Origin of the sequence: Mesorhizobium sp. LNHC232B00 (genome assembly GCF_000502435.1) — a bacterium.
Taxonomy (GTDB): domain Bacteria; phylum Pseudomonadota; class Alphaproteobacteria; order Rhizobiales; family Rhizobiaceae; genus Mesorhizobium; species Mesorhizobium opportunistum.
On record NZ_AYWP01000020.1, the window covers coordinates 64,713 to 81,484 of the forward strand.

The 16,772-nt window shown below is 63.5% G+C and carries 15 protein-coding genes; 13 read left to right on the forward strand and 2 right to left on the reverse strand.

Going from position 1 to position 16,772, the window contains the following annotated elements:
- Positions 1-423 precede the first annotated feature (423 nt).
- The 8 genes from X743_RS146960 (at position 424) to X743_RS146925 (ending at position 8,861) form a co-directional block, all read left to right on the forward strand.
- Positions 424-1,548 carry a nucleotidyltransferase family protein gene (locus tag X743_RS146960; protein ID WP_023767509.1) on the forward strand — a complete coding sequence of 375 codons (1,125 nt, stop codon included), beginning with the start codon at positions 424-426 and terminating at the stop codon, positions 1,546-1,548.
- Between the two features lie 71 nt (positions 1,549-1,619).
- Positions 1,620-2,642, forward strand: a complete 1,023-nt coding sequence (locus X743_RS146955) for a glycosyltransferase family 2 protein (protein ID WP_023767510.1) — start codon at positions 1,620-1,622, stop codon at positions 2,640-2,642.
- A 287-nt stretch (positions 2,643-2,929) separates the two neighbouring features.
- A complete protein-coding gene (locus X743_RS146950; RefSeq protein WP_023767511.1) occupies positions 2,930-3,331 on the forward strand; it encodes a hypothetical protein in 402 nt (133 codons plus the stop codon).
- A gap of 148 nt (positions 3,332-3,479) precedes the next feature.
- Positions 3,480-4,352, forward strand: coding sequence for a family 16 glycosylhydrolase (locus X743_RS146945; protein WP_023767512.1), 873 nt, complete (start codon positions 3,480-3,482; stop codon positions 4,350-4,352).
- Between the two features lie 49 nt (positions 4,353-4,401).
- Positions 4,402-5,733, forward strand: a complete 1,332-nt coding sequence (locus X743_RS146940) for a UDP-glucose/GDP-mannose dehydrogenase family protein (protein WP_023767513.1) — start codon at positions 4,402-4,404, stop codon at positions 5,731-5,733.
- A gap of 76 nt (positions 5,734-5,809) precedes the next feature.
- Positions 5,810-7,252, forward strand: a complete 1,443-nt coding sequence (locus X743_RS146935; RefSeq protein ID WP_023767514.1) for a GMC family oxidoreductase — start codon at positions 5,810-5,812, stop codon at positions 7,250-7,252.
- Positions 7,253-7,265: 13 nt separating this feature from the next.
- On the forward strand, positions 7,266-7,715 hold the full coding sequence (locus X743_RS146930; protein WP_023767515.1) for a hypothetical protein: 450 nt from the start codon (positions 7,266-7,268) through the stop codon (positions 7,713-7,715).
- 66 nt (positions 7,716-7,781) lie between these two features.
- Positions 7,782-8,861, forward strand: coding sequence for a glycosyltransferase (locus tag X743_RS146925; protein ID WP_023767516.1), 1,080 nt, complete (start codon positions 7,782-7,784; stop codon positions 8,859-8,861).
- 54 nt (positions 8,862-8,915) lie between these two features.
- Here the strand turns inward: X743_RS146925 and X743_RS146920 are convergent, their stop codons facing one another.
- Both X743_RS146920 and X743_RS146915 read right to left on the reverse strand, forming a co-directional pair.
- Positions 8,916-9,938 carry a phosphoribosyltransferase family protein gene (locus X743_RS146920; protein ID WP_023767517.1) on the reverse strand — a complete coding sequence of 341 codons (1,023 nt, stop codon included), beginning with the start codon at positions 9,936-9,938 and terminating at the stop codon, positions 8,916-8,918.
- A 54-nt stretch (positions 9,939-9,992) separates the two neighbouring features.
- Positions 9,993-11,489, reverse strand: a complete 1,497-nt coding sequence (locus tag X743_RS146915; RefSeq protein ID WP_023767518.1) for a lipopolysaccharide biosynthesis protein — start codon at positions 11,487-11,489, stop codon at positions 9,993-9,995.
- Between the two features lie 184 nt (positions 11,490-11,673).
- Between X743_RS146915 and X743_RS146910 the strand changes: the two genes are divergently transcribed.
- The 5 genes from X743_RS146910 to X743_RS146890 all read left to right on the forward strand — a co-directional run bounded on the left by X743_RS146910 (position 11,674) and on the right by X743_RS146890 (position 16,748).
- Positions 11,674-12,846, forward strand: a complete 1,173-nt coding sequence (locus tag X743_RS146910) for a glycosyl transferase family 1 (RefSeq protein WP_023767519.1) — start codon at positions 11,674-11,676, stop codon at positions 12,844-12,846.
- Between the two features lie 15 nt (positions 12,847-12,861).
- Complete coding sequence (locus X743_RS146905) at positions 12,862-13,851, forward strand: glycosyltransferase family 2 protein (protein WP_023767520.1); 990 nt, start codon at positions 12,862-12,864, stop codon at positions 13,849-13,851.
- Positions 13,851-14,801, forward strand: coding sequence for a glycosyltransferase family 2 protein (locus tag X743_RS146900; protein ID WP_023767521.1), 951 nt, complete (start codon positions 13,851-13,853; stop codon positions 14,799-14,801). Before X743_RS146905 ends, X743_RS146900 begins: the two co-directional genes overlap by 1 nt.
- On the forward strand, positions 14,791-15,777 hold the full coding sequence (locus X743_RS146895; protein ID WP_023767522.1) for a glycosyltransferase family 2 protein: 987 nt from the start codon (positions 14,791-14,793) through the stop codon (positions 15,775-15,777). The genes X743_RS146900 and X743_RS146895 overlap by 11 nt, the downstream gene beginning before the upstream one ends.
- A gap of 74 nt (positions 15,778-15,851) precedes the next feature.
- Positions 15,852-16,748: a UTP--glucose-1-phosphate uridylyltransferase gene (locus X743_RS146890; RefSeq protein WP_023767523.1), complete on the forward strand. Its 897-nt coding sequence runs from the start codon at positions 15,852-15,854 to the stop codon at positions 16,746-16,748.
- The last annotated feature ends 24 nt before the right edge of the window (positions 16,749-16,772 follow it).

Sequence of the window (16,772 nt, forward strand, 5' to 3'; positions counted from 1 at the left end):
AGCCTGATTTACCTCTGGTTAATCAATTACGGGTTGCGGATGTCACCATGTATGTGTGGGATGCTCAAAATCTCGCCGCATTCGGGGTAAAATCAAGTGCGGTCTGGTCTTGTCGCTGACGATTCTTTAAGCAATTGATTTTGCTTGTATAAAACATCTACGCTGCCGCTGCTTTTTTAGGCGGCGCTAAAAGATGAACTTAATTTAGCCGATCCAGGTTGATGTCGGCTGGAATGCTTCGGCATGAGCGGAATTCCAACCGGGTATTTCCACCACTTTCGCGGAACGCCGGTAAACGTTCTGGTTGCAAAATTCCGCACTGCGAAAGGAAAGACTTTACGGCGCCGAGGTTTTTGAGGATGCTTTGCTTCGCACCTGCAGCATACCTATCGCGCGAACCGCTTTTTGGAGACTGTGCGCTCAATGGCCTTGCCGGAAAGCTCTTATGAACGACTGCGCGCCGCCGATTGCGCCGACGAGGTCGCCTATGTGCAGGCCTGCCTGCGGTTGTATTTCGCGAGGCCGGCCGCCGGCAAAGTCTCGACGCCCGGTCTTTCAGATGCCGTCGTCGCCGACATCGCTAGGCTGAACAAGGTTGCCATCTTTGTCCTGAAGGCGCTGTCGCGTGCGCCGGCCGGCGAAAGGCCGGCTGAGCTCTTCCAGTGGCTCGACACCTATCGCAGGCGCACGGTCTCGATGAACGCCGCCTGCCTGATGGACTCGATGACGATCCATGAGGCGCTGCGCGACAGGCAGATCGATTTCGTCTTTCTGAAGGGGCCGTTCCAGCAGCATCTGCTCTACGACGACCATTTCATGAAGCCTTCGGGCGATGTCGACATCCTGGTTTCTCCCGCCGGCTTTTTTAGGGCGCGCGACGCACTGCGCTCGATCGGCTACGAGGTGTCGGGCAAGTCCCGCTCGGTCTGGTGGGTGCGTTTCCTCGGCGAACAGCACATGATTCGCGGCAACGGGCCAAAATCGTCCACGGTCGACCTTCACTATCGCGTGCAGCAGCCCGGTTCGCCCAGTCCACGCGATGCCGACGGGTTCCTGCGGCGCAAACGGCTGGTCGAGATTGGCGGCGCTGAGGTGCCGTTCACATCGGTCGCCGACACGCTGATGCTGTCCTGCATCAGCGTCGCCAAGGCCCTGTTCAACCGCGAACCCTGCGCCGGCTATGTCTGCGATATCAGGGCCAGCGCCAATCGTCTCGACGAGGCCGATCAGCAGCGTCTGCTCGACGCGGCGGTGAGGCAGGGGCTGGACGATACGCTGCTGCTCGGCCTGCGCGCCGCCGACGTTCTGCTGGGCGGCACCGGCACGCTTTTGTCGGAGCGCGCCAAGCCGATCCTGTCGCGCATCGGCAATGAGGATCTGCTCAGCATGGTCATCGCGCCTTGGCTGTCGTCGCTGCGATGGCCGCAACGGCGAACGGTGTTGTGGGAATTATGCGGCCGTGCTCCCGTCCGCTACCTGGCCGAGGCCGGCTGGGCGGCGTCGGCGGACATCAGTCGCCGCATCTTCGAACGGCCGGCCAGTCCGTGATGGTGGTGCTGTCGGAAATCGAATGCGTACAGGGCGAGGGCAGATCGGAACCTGTGCAAGAGGCTAAACCCATGTCGATGACGAAATCCGAGGTCTGCGTGATCATCGCGGCCAAAAACGCGGCACGCACGATCGCGGTCGCCATCGCGTCCGCGTTGCGCGAACCGGAAGTGGTGGAGGTCGTCGTCGTCGACGACGGCTCCACCGACAACACGGCCGAGGTCGCCGTGTCCGCCGACGACGGCAGCGGCCGGCTCATGGTGATGCGCCTCGACGTCAATAGGGGCCCTTCCTTTGCCCGCAACGCCGCGATCGCCGGCTCGAAAGCGCCGTTCATCGCCATTCTGGACGCCGACGACTTCTTCCTGGAGGGCAGGTTCCGCAACCTGTTTGCCGACGCCGACTGGGATTTCGCGGCCGACAACATCATGCTGATCAGGGATGACGCGACGAAGGATGCGACGACAATTGTCGCGCCGGATTTCGCGGCGGAGCCGGAATTCCTCGATTTCGAGCGCTTCGTCGAGGGCAACATCTCCAGACGCCGCGTTCAAAGAGGTGAACTGGGCTTCCTCAAGCCGGTGATCAGCCGTGCCTTCCTCGACCGCCACGGGTTGCGCTATGACGAAACCCTGCGCCTGGGCGAGGACTACGAGCTCTACGCGCGCGCGGTCGCTCACGGCGCACGGTTCAAGGTCATCCGCTCCTGCGGCTACGGCGCCATCGTGCGCGCCGATTCGCTCAGCGGCCGCCACAAGACGCAGGATCTGAAGCGGCTGGCCGACGCCGATCTGGCGTTGCTGGCTATCGACAGCCTGCCGGAAGGCGCCAAAGCGGTGCTGCGGCGGCATGAGCGGCACGTGCGCGACAAATACCGGCTGCGCAATTTCCTCGACGTGAAGGCCGAGCGGGGACTGGCTTCGGCCGCGGCCTATGCCTTTGCGAGTCAATCCAACCTCGTTCCCATCGTCCAGGGCGTGGCGTCCGACAAGCTCGAGGCGCTGTTTCGCCGCGTCGGCCTCATGTCCGGCCAAAGGCATATGCCGCCGCTGCGTTTCCTGATGGCCGGAACCAGCACGGGCAAGGCGCGGTAAGGCGCGGGAATGTCCGGATTATCCATGGACAGCGGTCTCGTCACGCGAACCATTTCCTTCGGATTTATGAGTTTACGAATTGGGTGGTTGCCTCGCGGCTCCGGGGATGGCAGTCTATGTTGCGCTGCAGCAAATTGGACGACCAGCCGAATTGGCCCCCGATCGGATTGGTCTGAAGTCTCTCCCCTCAGAGGAGCAGGACGATACGGTACGAGTTTTTTTCAGCCCCGGCGCGGGGATCGGCCAAGAGCCCGACCCGAAAGCCGGCGATGACAGGAATTTAGTTCATGGCCTCGATATTCGGCTTCAGATCAAGGGATCCGGCCCGAGACCGGCAGACCGACATCGCGCGTCTCGATCGTCTGGCGAAACTGTTCGAGCAGATCGCCGCCGAGATCGAGGCCGAGAGGACCGGCCTGGAGATCCGCTATCGCAAGACATCGACCAATGCGGCCTTCCTTGTCGAAGCCATGGAAAACGATCCCGCTTCCGATCGTCGCTCCTCCGAAGTCAGCGCGCTGACGACGTCGATCCTGAATTGCGAGCGCCGCATCGCGGCGCTGTCGCGCCAGGACGGCATGATGAAGGATCTCCGCCATGCGCTGGATATGGTTTTCGACGAAAATGGCGCGCCCGATCCGGCCGCCATGGTCGAATTCACCAAGCCGGCGGGCGCCGGCCGAGGGTGAAGGTGAAGGTGCGGGACTGTTGCGGAAGATGTGATTCGAGACGGCTAAAGGAGTTGGAGAGGGTCAAGAAGGCCGAGGTTGGCCCGTTTGGAAGTGGTTCGAACGTCGACTTTGGGTTGGGGACGCACAGCACAAAGGTGAGTTTGGTATGAATTCGGATCCGAAGACTACGTCCAAGGCGGCAATTGGTGCGCATCGGGCAGGGCAAGGCGGCTGGGGGCGATTGGCTTGGCTCGGTGCTTCTTTGCTGCTGGTCGCTCTTGGCAGCTTGTCGACAGTTCCTTCCCGCGCGCAGGACATCCAGTCCTCGCCGTCGTTCGTCGACGATTTCAAGAGTTTAGATCGCTCGCGCTGGTACGTGTCCGACGGCTGGACGAACGGCAGCCATCAGAATTGCACCTGGTCGAAGGGACAGGTCAGCCTGGCGGAGGGAACGCTGTCGCTGGGCTTCGAGAAGCAGAAGACCAAGGATCGCGAATTCGCCTGCGGCGAGATCCAGACCAAGCAGCGCTTCGGCTATGGCACCTATGAGGCGCGCATGAAGACCGACGCCGGTCCCGGCCTCAACGCGGCTTTCTTTTCCTATATCGGCCCGTCCGACAAGCAGCCCTGGGACGAGATCGATTTCGAGATCCTGACCAAGGACACCTCCAAGGTGCAGGTCAACGCCTATATCGCCGGCAAGGGCAAGAACGAGAAGCTGGTCGAGGTGCCCGGCGGCACCGACAAGGCTTTCAACGACTACGCCTTCGTCTGGGAGAAGGACAGTTTGCGCTGGTACGTCAACGGCCAGCTGGTGAACACCATCACCGATCCGGCGAAGCTGCCCTCCCACGCGCAGAAGATCTTCTTCAGCCTTTGGGGCAGCGACACCATGAAGGGCTGGATGGGCGCGTTCGCGGATCCTGGCCGCAAACTTTCGCTGCAGATCGAGCGCGTTGCCTTCACCGCGCTCGGCGAACCCTGCCAGTTTCCGGAATCGCTCGTATGCAGCGTAAAAGAGTTGGGAAAGACGAATTGAACCGGCCGGATCGAAAACAGCCCGCCGCCATGGACAGGAATGAAACCGAATGAATTTGACGGTGTTTGGAATTGGCTATGTCGGCCTGGTGCAGGCGGCGGTGCTTGCCGAGGTCGGGCACCAGGTGGTTTGCGTCGACGTCGACGCAAACAAGGTCGAGCGGCTCAACCAGGGCCTGGTCCCGATCTTCGAGCCGGGCCTCGAAAGCATCGTCAAGGAAAACCACGCAGCCGGCCGCATCAAATTCACCACCGATGCCGCCGCCGCCGTCAGGCATGGTGAAATCCAGATGATCGCGGTCGGCACGCCGCCCGGCGAGGATGGCTCGGCCGACCTCAAATATGTGCTGGCGGTCGCCGAGACCATCGGCCGTGAAATGGAGACGCCCAAGATCGTCGTCGGCAAATCGACGGTGCCGGTCGGCACCTGCGAAAAGGTCAAGGCCAGGATCGCCGAGACGCTGAAGAAAAGGGGCCGCGAGGACCTGGCGTTCGACGTCGCTTCCAACCCGGAATTCCTCAAGGAGGGCTCCGCCGTCGCCGACTGCATGAAGCCCGACCGCATCATCGTCGGCACCAATAGCGAGGCCACCGAGGCGGTGATGCGCGAGCTCTACGCACCGTTCAACCGCAACCACGAGAAGATGATCGTGATGGACGTGCGCAGCGCCGAATTCACGAAATACGCCGCCAACTGCATGCTGGCGACCAAGATCAGCTTCATGAACGAGATGGCCAATCTGGCCGAGCAGCTGGGCGCCGACATCGAGGAGGTGCGCAAGGGCATCGGCAGCGATCCGCGCATCGGCTACCACTTCATCTATCCGGGCCTCGGCTATGGCGGCTCGTGTTTCCCCAAGGACGTCCGCGCCCTGATCAAGACCGCCGAAGGCGTCAAGTTCGACGCCAAGCTGCTGCGCGCCGTCGAGGAGCGCAACAACGATCAAAAGTCCGTGCTGTTCGACAAGGTGAACCGCTACTTCAAGGGCAATCTCAAGGGCAAGACCTTCGCCTTGTGGGGCCTGGCCTTCAAGCCCAACACCGACGACATGCGCGAGGCGCCGGCCCGCACGTTGATGGAAGCGCTGTGGCAGGCCGGCGCCAGCGTGCAGGCCTACGACCCGGAAGCGATGCAGGAATGCCAGGCCATCTACGGGCTGCGCGATGATTTGCTTTTGTGCGGCACCAAGGAGGCGGCACTGCGCGGCGCCGATGCGCTGTTGATCGCGACCGAATGGAAGAGCTTTCGTGCGCCGTCCTTCGATGCGGTCAAGGACGCACTGACCACGCCGGTCATCTTCGACGGCCGCAACCTCTATGATCCCAAGGTCATCGCGCGCCACGGCATCGAATATCACTCGATCGGCAGAATGGCGGCGTGAGAGCGGGCACCGGCAAGCCCGAAACGGATGGGATGGCCATGACGAACGCGCCGGGCGCGGAAAGGATGAACAGCTGATGGTGCTGGACGTAAAGCCGGAGCAAATCACCAAGGACCATTTCGATCTTGTCGCGATCGGTTCCGGCTTCGGTTCGGCCTTCTTCCTGCATGAGTTCGCCAAGCGCCGCAAGGCACGCATCCTGGTGCTGGAATGGGGCCGCCACAACACCCATGAGTGGCAGCTCAACCAGAACGTCAACACCGACATCGATGACGAGACGACCTACAAGACCAACTCGGACAAGCCGTGGAACTACACCATCGGGCTGGGTGGCGGGACCAACTGCTGGTTCGCGCAGACGCCAAGGTTCCATCCCAACGACTTCAGGCTGAAAAGCACCTACGGCATCGGCAACGACTGGCCGATCAGCTATGATGATGTCGAGCCCTTCTATTGCGACGCCGAAGACATCATGTCGATCTCGGGCGATCCAGACATGGCGGCGATGCTGCCGCGTTCGAAGCCGTTTCCGCAGCCGCCGCATCGCATGTCGACGCCGGACAAGATGATGAAGGCGGCCCAGCCCGGCCAGCACTTCGTCATGCCCACCGCCCGCGCCCGGGTGCCGACGTCGCAACGCACCTCGTGCTGCGCCAATCTGCGCTGCTGGCTGTGCCCGGTCGACGCCAAGTTCACCGCCAACAACGGCCTGATGCATGTCTTCGAGCATCCCGACATTTCGGTCTGCCTCGGCTCCGAAGTGCGGCGGCTCGACCATGTCGGCGGCACGGTCCGTTCGGTCACCTTCGTTCACGACGGCAAGGAATACCAGGTCAGCGGCGATCTTTTCATTCTCGGCGCCAATGCCATCCAGAGTGCGGCGATCATGCTGCGATCGGGCCTCGGAGACGAATTCGTCGGGCGCGGCCTGCACGAATCCTATGGCTGGAACTTCGAGGTCTATCTCGACGGCGTCGACAATTTCGACGGCAGCACCATCACCACCGGCCTGAATTTCGGCCTCTATGATGGACCGCACCGATCCGAGCACGCCGCGGCGCTGGTCTATTTCGAGAACCGCTGGCAGCACGGGATGCGCGCCGAAAAGGGGCGGCTGCGGCAGGCGCTGCCGCTTGTCGTGGTCACCGAGAACCTGCTCGATCACGAGAATTTCGTCACCCTCGACGAGGACGACAATGCCTTCGTAAGCTTCAAGGCGCCGTCGGATTATGCGGTCAAGGGCATGGCGCGGGCGCTGGAGAAATTGCCGGGGCTGCTTGCTCCGCTGCCCGTCGAAGGGCTCTTCGACCGCGGCATCCGGCCGACCGAATCGCATGTCCAGGGCACATTGAGGATGGGCACCGGCCCGGCCGATTCGGTTGTCGATAGCGGCATGATCCATCACCGGCTGCGGAATCTGGTTGTCGTCGGCACCAGCACCTATCCGAGCTGTTCCTGCGCCAACCCGAGCCTGACCGCGGCGGCGCTGTCCTTGCGGGCGGCGGGCCGGATCGCATGAGAGGAGCGATCAGATGATTGAAGTCTCACGACGTTCGGCGCTGGCAATCATGGCCGGGGGCGTGGTGTCGACAGGTGTCGCCTATGCCGCCGTCTCCTCGTTCTCCGACGAGGACCTGGTTCGTGTCACGCTCGAGAAATACCTCGGCCGGCTGAACATGCGCATCGAGCATCTGCAGCAGTTCGCGCTGGAGTTTCGCAACCGCAACCCGTGGATATTCCCGAGTTCGAAGCTCAGTGACGCGGTCACGCTGGTCGAGGAGCTCAAATTGGGTGCCGTCCGCCGCCTGCTGCCCCAGGAGAAGCGGGAAGATCTGACACATTTCGACCGCTGGGTCGTCGCCGAATTCCATATGCTGACGGACTACGCATGGCGCAGTTCGCCTGACGATCCGATCCGGTTTACCGGCTGGCAATCCTGCACCAATCCGTTCGCGAACCTGGAGCCACCGAAGCTTGCATGACGTCGAATGCGAGGCGCCGTCGGTTGCCTCGGAACGAAATACGAAATGCGACAAGGAGCCGATCCCATGAAAGTCCTTTTTGCAGGCGGCAATGGCTACACCCCCGAATTCAGCGGTGGTGTCCAGTCGAGCACGCATCATCTGGCTGAACAGCTGATCGAGAACGGGCACGAGGCCTCGGTGCTTGCCGCCCTGTTCGGCGACGGCGTCTTTGGCTTCAAGGCGCGCGCCAAGATGAAGCTCTTGCGCCAGCCCGCCGTCGTCGACAGCTTCCCCGGCTACCCGGTGGTCCGGGCCTGGTTCCCCTGGGAGGCGGCAAGCTTTGCCGTCGACCGGATGAAGCCGGATGTGGCGGTGGTCCAGTGTCACAAATCGGTGCCGATCGGCAAGGCGCTGCAGGCCAAGGGGGTGCCGCTGGTCGTCTATCTCCGCAATGTCGAATTCCACGAGCTGGGCGGCGACCTGCGCGAATTGCGCTCCGCGCTCTACATCGCCAATTCCGAATTCACCGCGCGCACCTACCGCAGGGAGTTCGGCATCGAGACGACGGTGATCCCGCCGACCATCAACCCGACGCACTACAGCACGCCGACGACGGGCCAGTTCGTGACCCTGATCAACCCCTATGAGGAAAAGGGCTTCGAGCTTGCGGTGCGTCTTGCCGGCGCCTGCCCCGAAATCCCGTTCCTGTTCGTCGAAAGCTGGAAGCTGGACGACGACCATCGGGCGCGCATCGAAGAGACGATCGCGCCGCTCGGCAACGTCACGTTGGAGAGCCGCACCAGCGACATGAAGACGGTCTATGGCCGCACCCGGATCCTGCTGGCGCCCAGCAAATGGGAAGAGGCCTGGGGCCGCGTCGCCTCGGAGGCCCATTGCAGCGGCATCCCGGTCGTCGGCTCGCGGCGCGGCGGCCTGCCTGAGGCGATCGGACCTGGCGGCGTGGTGCTCGACTACGACTCTCCGCTCGTCGACTGGGTCGCGGCCGTCAGGCGGTTGTGGAACGACAACCAGGAATATGAGCGGGTCTCCAGTCTCGCGCGCAGTTTCGCGGCGCGCCCGGAACTCGATCCCGATCGCCAGTTCGTCACCTTCTTTTCGATATTGGACAAGGCGATCCAGCAGCGCGCGCTCCAAGCCGCCTGACTAAATTAGGCCGCCTGAAAAGGCACTCCGCCGCGCACCAGATGGCGATGCTGGTCAGGCCGGACGTTTGACCCGGCTCTTCAGCGTCTCGTAGCCGCGGGCGCCAAGCAGGGCGCGGGCGAGGGCCTTGGCGACGCCCTTGCGGCCTTCCTGCGAATTGACCTGCCGCAGCCTCGCCGGCAGGTTGCGCGCCGCCTGGCCGAGCGCCGGCAGCGACAGCGCATCGGGAAAGCTCACAATGTGCGTTTCGACGCACAATACCGGCTTGCCTGACAGCTCCGCGATCTTCAGCGCCTGCGCATGCTCGCTTTCGATGAACAGCATGGCGTCGGATTTGCGATAGAAATCGGCCTTGAAACTGCCATGCGCGCCAAGCCGTTGCCGCTCTGCCTTGCTCGGCAGATCGAGCATGACCAACTGGTCGTACTGAATACCGTTCTTGGCCAGCCATGCCTCGGTCAGCGCGCGGTACTTCTCCAGCCGGCTGGTGACCAGCCAGCCGATCCTGTGGGTCGGGGCATGAAGCGGCCGTGCCTCGCTGAGGAATTTCTCGTAGGCCGGGCCGTCGTCGTTTTCCGCTTCGGTCGGGTCGAGGCACAGCACCCCGTCTATGTCGACGCAGCATTGCGCCAGGAATTTGTGGTGCATGAAGTTCCACTGGAACATGCGCGGATGCGGCACCACCTCCAAGACGATATCCGTCTCCTGATGCTTTGGCTGCAGGCCGAACACGGCGGCAAAGGTGTAGTCCGCCTCGATGCCGGCGGCCTGAATACGGGCGCGGGCGTCGCGCATGGCATTGCCGCCGGAAACGCTGTCGTCGATCACCAGCACCTTGCGCATGTCCGAGACCTTGCGGTCGAGCGCGGCGCGGCGCTTGGTGATGCCCGACGTGTAGACGCGGCCGTCCAGAAAGGAATCCAGATCGGTCATAGGAATGTTCGCCGCAAGGCTGACCAGCGTCGCCGCCAGCACGCCGCTTCTTGGAACGCCGACCACCAGGTCGATGTCGCGCGGCAGCCGGTGAAGGTTGCTGACGATGGCGTCGTTCATGTCGGAGATCGAACGGTAGTGCATGGATCGGACCTGATGCTTGGGTGGATATGGAGATAGCGGTCGAAAGCGCCGAAACTATTGCGCCTGGCGTGGTGCCGCCGCTGGCGGCCTTGCCGGCAGCATTTTCACGGCTTCGCGCAAGGCCTCGCGACCGGCTGCGAACGCCAACGCGACGATGATGGTGATGGCGTAGGCGAGGATGGCGCCGCCGGCCAGGGAAACGACAGGCTGCTGCGGCAGCAGCGGCTTGGCCACCCAGACCGCCGCCAGCGCCAGATGCGCGCCGAGCACGAAGGGCGTTGCCGCGCGCAGCACATGGCTGGCCCGCAACGGCCCGCTCCTGCCGACATAGAGCCACAGGAACGGCGTGCGCAGATACTCGCTGGCCGCATAGGCGACAGCCACGCCGAGCGCGCCATAGGGCAGGCCGAGCGCGAAGGCGAGCACCGACGTCACCGCCGTGATGATGCCCCAGCGCATGAAGTCGCCGGAGCGGCCCTGGCTGACGAAGAGCCATCCCGCCGGGTTGTTGAGCGGCTGCAGCAGGCCGGCAAAGCCGAGCGCCAGGAAGATCGAGGCACTCGCCCGCCACTGCTCGCCGAGCACGAAGGGGATCAGCACGTCCGACATCGCGGTGGCGAAGGCGACGCCGGGCAGCGCCACCAAAAGGATCAGCGGCATGACGCGCAGATAGGCGCTGCGGTAGCGGTCGGGTTCGTCCTTCAGCCTGGAGAGCGCCGGCACCATGACCTTGGACAGCGGATTGGTGATCTGGCTGAGCGGGAACAAAAGCAGCTTGTAGGCGCGGTCGTAAAGGCCGAGCTGGGCCTCGCCCCAGTATTTGCCGATCAGCACGTTGTCGAGGTTGCGGGCGAAGAAATTGGCGAAGTTGAAGCCGGTGATGCCGGCGCCGAAATTGATCAGTTCGCCGATGCCGGCGACCTTGCGCGGCAGGCCGGGCCGCCAGCGTGAGCTTGCCCAGTAGCACAGCGTCGGCAGCACGGCGCCGGTCAGCGTGCCGGCAAACAGCGCCCAGTAGGAGCGGTCGATGAAGGTCCAGGCGATCGATACCGCCAGACCCGCGACGGCGCTGGCGACATCGATGATCGCCAGACGTCCGAACTGCATGCGCCGCGTCAGAAGCGCCAGATGCTGCGCGCCGAGCCCATAGGCCATGATCTGCAGGCCCAGGGCGGCCACCAGGCCAGCCACGCGCGGCTCGCCGTAGAAGGCGGCGACCAGCGGTGCGGCGCCCGCGAGCACGCAGGCCAGGATGGCGCTGACCGCAACGTTGATCCAGAAGAGGTAGTTCACCTCCTCATGCCGGATGCCCGACTTCTGGATCGTCGCCTGAGTCAGGCCGAAATCCTGGAACAGGGCGATGAAGGCCAGCACCGGCGCGCACATCGCCACGACGCCGAAATCCTGCGGCGACAGGAGCCGCGACAGCACGATGACGGATATGATCTGTGTCGCGACCCGCACCGATTGCGACATGGCGGTCACGACCGCGCCACGGCCGACCGATTTGCGCAACGAGCCTTCTGGCGGGTCGAATGGATTGGCTTCCAAATTCAGGATTCCTGATCTTTGCGCGGATTCCGGAGCCCGAAATCCACAACCGCCGCCAACCCCAAACTACGGCAATAATTTTGCAGTGCAACAGAAAATGTCCATCTCCGCGCCAAAAATGTTGCGATGCAGCAAGAGCTGTACTAGCATTCCCTTGGGTGGGTCAAACAGCGGTCGAGTTTTCATGCTGCATGTCTTGTACCTGGTGCACGATGTTTCCGATCCGGCGGTCCGCCGACGGATCACGATGCTCCGGACAGGCGGCGCCCGGGTCACTTTGGCGGGTTTCCGCCGCACCGCGACCCCGATCGCCGACATCGAAGGATTGCGGCCGATCGACCTTGGCGCGACGCGCGACGGCCGATTCGTGCAGCGCCTGGCAGCGGTGGCGAAAGCGGCGGTTTCTCTTCGGGCGAAGCTGAGCGGCACGCCGAGACCCGATCTGATCATCGCGCGCAACCTGGAAATGCTGGCGCTTGCCGGCCGTGCCAGATCGGCCTTCGGTGCCACGGTCCCGATCGTCTATGAATGCCTCGACATCCATCGCCTGGTGCTTCGCAACGATGTCCTGGGCAAGGCGTTGCGCGCCACGGAGCGCCATCTGGCGCGGGACGTGAAGCTGCTGGTGACCAGTTCGCCGGCCTTCATCGCCAACTACTTCAAGCCCTTCCGCCAGGTCGCCGCACCTGTCGAACTGGTCGAAAACAAGTATTTCGAGACGGCGGCGATTTTGCCCGGCGCACACCAGGTGGCGGAAACGCCTGCCGCGCCGCCATGGCGAATCGGCTGGTTCGGAGCGCTGCGCTGCCGCCGCTCGCTCGAACTGCTGGCCGATTTCACGCGCCGTATGGATGGACGCTTCGAGGTCGTGCTACGCGGCCGCCCGGCGCTGTCCGAATTCCCGGATTTCCATGCTTTCGTCGAAGCCCAACCGTATCTGTCGTTTCGCGGCCCCTACCGCAATCCGGAGGACATGGCGTCGATCTACCAGGACGTCCATTTCTCCTGGGCGATCGATTTCTTCGAAGAGGGGCAGAATTCGGAATGGCTGCTGCCCAACCGCCTCTATGAAGGCTGCCGCTTCGGCGCGGTGCCGATTTCGATGGGCCATACCGAAACGGGACGATTCCTCAGCCAGCAGGACATCGGTATCCTTTTGCCGCAAGCCACGCCCGATGCGCTCGAAAGCGCGCTCGGCAAGATGGAGGAGCACCGCTTCGACAGGCTGAAAGCCCGCGTGCTGTCCCAAAATCCGAGGATGTGGAGCTACGATCGCAGCGACTGCAGGGCACTGGTCGAAAAACTGCGCCGTCTGACCATCGTGCGCGAACCCCTCGCGGCCGAAGCCCTGGCATAGGATGGACCTCGCCCGATGACGCAAGCGCTGCCTTCCAGCCTGATCGTGATCCCCTGCCTGAACGAGGCGGCCCATATCGGTGCGCTGCTCGACCAGTTGCGGCCCGCGGCCGAAAGGCTGGGCGCCAGGATTGTCGTTGCCGATGGCGGCAGCACCGATGGCACGCTGGCCATCGTCGAGGATGTCGCGGCCAGGGACGCGCGCGTCATCCTGCTGCACAACCAGCGGCGCATACAGAGCGCGGCGATCAATCTCGCCGTCGGCACATTCGGCGAGGGTGCCCAGTATCTGATCCGGATCGACGCTCATGGCGGCTATCCCGACGATTATTGCGACAGGCTGGTCGAGGAGGCACTGGCCACGGGCGCTGATTCGGTGGTGGTTTCCATGCTGACCAGCGGCAGCGGCCCCGTGCAGAAGGCGGCGGCGGCGGCGCAAAATTCAAAACTCGGCACCGGCGGTTCCAAGCACCGCCACCTCTCCGCCGGAGAGTGGATCGACCATGGCCACCATGCGCTGATGCGGATTTCGGCCTTCGGCGCTGTCGGCGGCTATGACGAGACGTTCAGCCACAATGAGGACGCCGAACTCGACTACCGGCTGCGGCAAGCCGGCTACAAGATCTGGATGAGCGGGAAGACGCAGATGGTCTACTACCCGCGCACCTCGCTCAAGGGTCTCTATTTCCAGTATCTCGGCTATGGCCGCGGCCGCGCCAAGAACGTGCTGAAGCACCGTGTCATCCCGAAGGTTCGGCAGATGGTGCCGCTGGCGGTGTTCCCGGTGGTTCTTCTCGCGGCCTTCTCGTTCGTGCACTGGATCGCGGCGGTGCCGCTGCTGGTCTGGGCGTCGGTGTGCCTGGGTTATGGCCTGGTGGCGGCGATTCGCCAACGCAAGGCCGATGTCGCGCTGGCCGGGGTCTCGGCGATGGTCATGCATCTCGGCTGGTCCGTCGGTTTCTGGCTGCAGCTTCTCGGCCTCGGCTCGCGGCGCGGGGTGGCTTGATGGCTGTTCAGGCCAAGAACCGCAGCATCGACATTGGCGTGTGCACGTTCCGGCGGCCGGAACTGGCCGACACGCTGCGCTCGCTTGCCGCCATGGATATGCCCAGGGGTTTCGATGTCGGCATCATCGTCGCCGACAATGACGACACGCCGAGCGCCAGGGAATTGGTGACGGTGCTGGCGCGGGAACTGGCGGTGCCGGTCCGCTATCGTCATTGCCCGGCGCGCAACATCTCGATCGCGCGCAACGCTTGCCTCGACGCCAGCGAGGCGGATTTTCTCGCCTTCATCGACGATGACGAGACGGCGACTGCCCGCTGGCTCGCGGAACTGGTCACGACGGCTGAAACGAGCGGTGCCGCCGCCGTGCTCGGCCCGGTGCGGGCGCTTTACCGCCCGGATGCGCCGGACTGGATGCGGCGCGGCGATTTTCACTCCACCTTGCCCGTTTGGGTCCAGGGCGAGATCCGCACCGGCTACACCTGCAACGTGCTGCTGCGCGTGGGAGCGGACAGCCTGCGCGGCCGTCGCTTCAGCCTGGCGCGCGGCCAGACCGGCGGCGAGGACACCGAGTACTTCGACCAGATGCACAAGGCGGGAGGCCGTATCGCTTTTTCCCCAGACGCCTGGGTAAACGAGGTGGTGCCGCGAACCAGGGCTGCGTTCGACTGGCTGGGCCGCCGGCGCTTCCGGGTCGGCCAGACGCACGGCCATCTCCTGGGCCACAACGCCGGTGGCATCGGCCTGGTCAAACAGATCGGCCTGGCTTCGGTAAAGGCGCTTTATTGCTTCGCCGCGGCGCTTCCCGTCGTCGCCAGCCCGGTGCGCCGGAACCGAAGCGTGCTGCGCGGCATTATGCATGTCGGGGTCGTCAGCGGTCTCGTTGGCATTCGAGAGATTCGCCTCTACGGCCAGCCCTCGCCACGGGAAGGAGGCAAGCGTGCAGCCTGACGTTTCCCCCATCCCGGATGTCTCTTTCGTCCCCGATGTCTCCTTCATCATTGCCGCCTACAATGCCGAGGCAACGCTGGACCGGGCGATCGCCAGCGCCATCGCCCAGAAGGATGTCAGCGTCGAAATCATCGTCGTCGACGACAAGTCGCGTGACGCGACGCTCGATGTGGCAAGGGCCTATCCGCAGGACATCGTGCGCGTTGTCGCGCTCCCGCAAAACAGGGGCCCCGGCGGGGCGAGGAATGCCGGGCTCGACGTCGCCCGCGGCAGGTGGGTCGCGGTGCTGGATTCCGACGACGCGGTCTTTCCAGGCCGCATGGCAGCCATGATTGCCCGCGCCGAGAGGGCGGATGCCCAGATCGCCGTCGACAATCTCCAGGTCGTCCGCGAGGACGGTGTCGTCGAGGACGCAATGTTCCCGCGCCAGTATCTGGAGCGCCTGGGCGAGATTTCGCTGGCCACCTATATCGCCGGCAACGTCGTTTTCGAATCGAAGTTCAACCTCGGCTACCTCAAGCCGATCTTCCAGCGCCGGTTCCTGGATGAAAACCGGCTTCGCTATGACGAGAAACTGAGGATCGGCGAGGATTACATCCTGTTTGCCGACGCCCTGGCCAAGGGCGGCAGATGCGTGGTCGAGCCTGATATCGGCTATGCCTACCACATTCTCAGCGGCTCCATCTCGCGTGTGCTCGAGCTTCACCATGTCGAGGCGATGCGCGAGGCGGATGCCAAATTCGCTCAAACCCATCGGATGGATGAGGCGGCCCTGGCCGCCTTCGCCCGGCGCGGCCGCAGCTTGCGCAAGGCGGCCTCCTTCCTGGCGATGGTCCAGCACATCAAGGCGCGGTCCCCGTTCAAGGCGATCCGGACGGCGCTCAGCGACCCGGCGGCGGTCAGGCATATGGGCATGCCGATCGCCGTGCGGTTGCGAAGAGTAGCGGCACAGTTTGCCGTGGGGGTGGGGAGGTGAAGATGCAGGCACATGAAGGGATTTCTCGTGGCCTGTGAATGGACTGAAGTCGATCTCCTCAGAAGGAATTTGCGATGAAGAAAATCAGGAAGGCCGTGATACCGGTGGCGGGGCTTGGAACACGGTTCCTGCCGGCGACCAAGTCGATGCCGAAGGAAATGCTGCCGGTGGTCGACAGGCCCGTCGTGCAATATGCGGTGGACGAGGCCTTCGAGGCCGGCATCGAGCACATCGTGTTCGTGACCGGCCGCAACAAGGCGGTCATCGAGGACTATTTCGACCTGCATCCGGAATTGATCGGAACCCTGGAGCAGACCGGCAAGAAGACCCAGCTGGAGGCGCTCGAAAGCATGCTTCCCGTGGCCGGCGCCACCTCCTTCATCCGCCAGCAGTCGCCGCAAGGCCTCGGCCATGCCGTCTGGTGCGCACGCGAGGTCATCGGCAACGAGCCCTTCGCCCTGCTTTTGCCCGACATGGTTTCCTTCGGTCGCCGCGGATGTCTCGCCGAAACGGTCGACCTTTATGAGCGCACCGGCGGCAACGTCATCGCCGTCGAGCGCTGCGATCCGAGCGAGACCAACAAATATGGCATCGTCGGCCGCGGTGCCGACGTCGGCGGCGGTTTCGAGGTCTCGGCCATGGTTGAAAAGCCTGCACCGGCCAATGCACCGTCGAACTTCTACATCAACGGCCGCTACATCCTGCAGCCCGAGATCTTCGCGCTTCTGGGCAATCAGCAGCGCGGCGCCGGCAACGAGATCCAGCTGACGGACGCCATGGTCCGGCTGTCGAAGGATCAGCCGTTCTTCGCCCAGCCTTTCCTCGGCCGCATGTTCGATTGCGGTTCCAAGGAAGGCTTCATCCAGGCCAACATCGCCTTCGCTCTGGCGCGAGACGACATGAAGGGCCCGGTCTTCGAGATGCTTCAGGAGTTCGTCCAGTCGCATGAACGTCAGGAAGAAGCCGCATAATGCCCATCTTTCGGGAGTATTGCC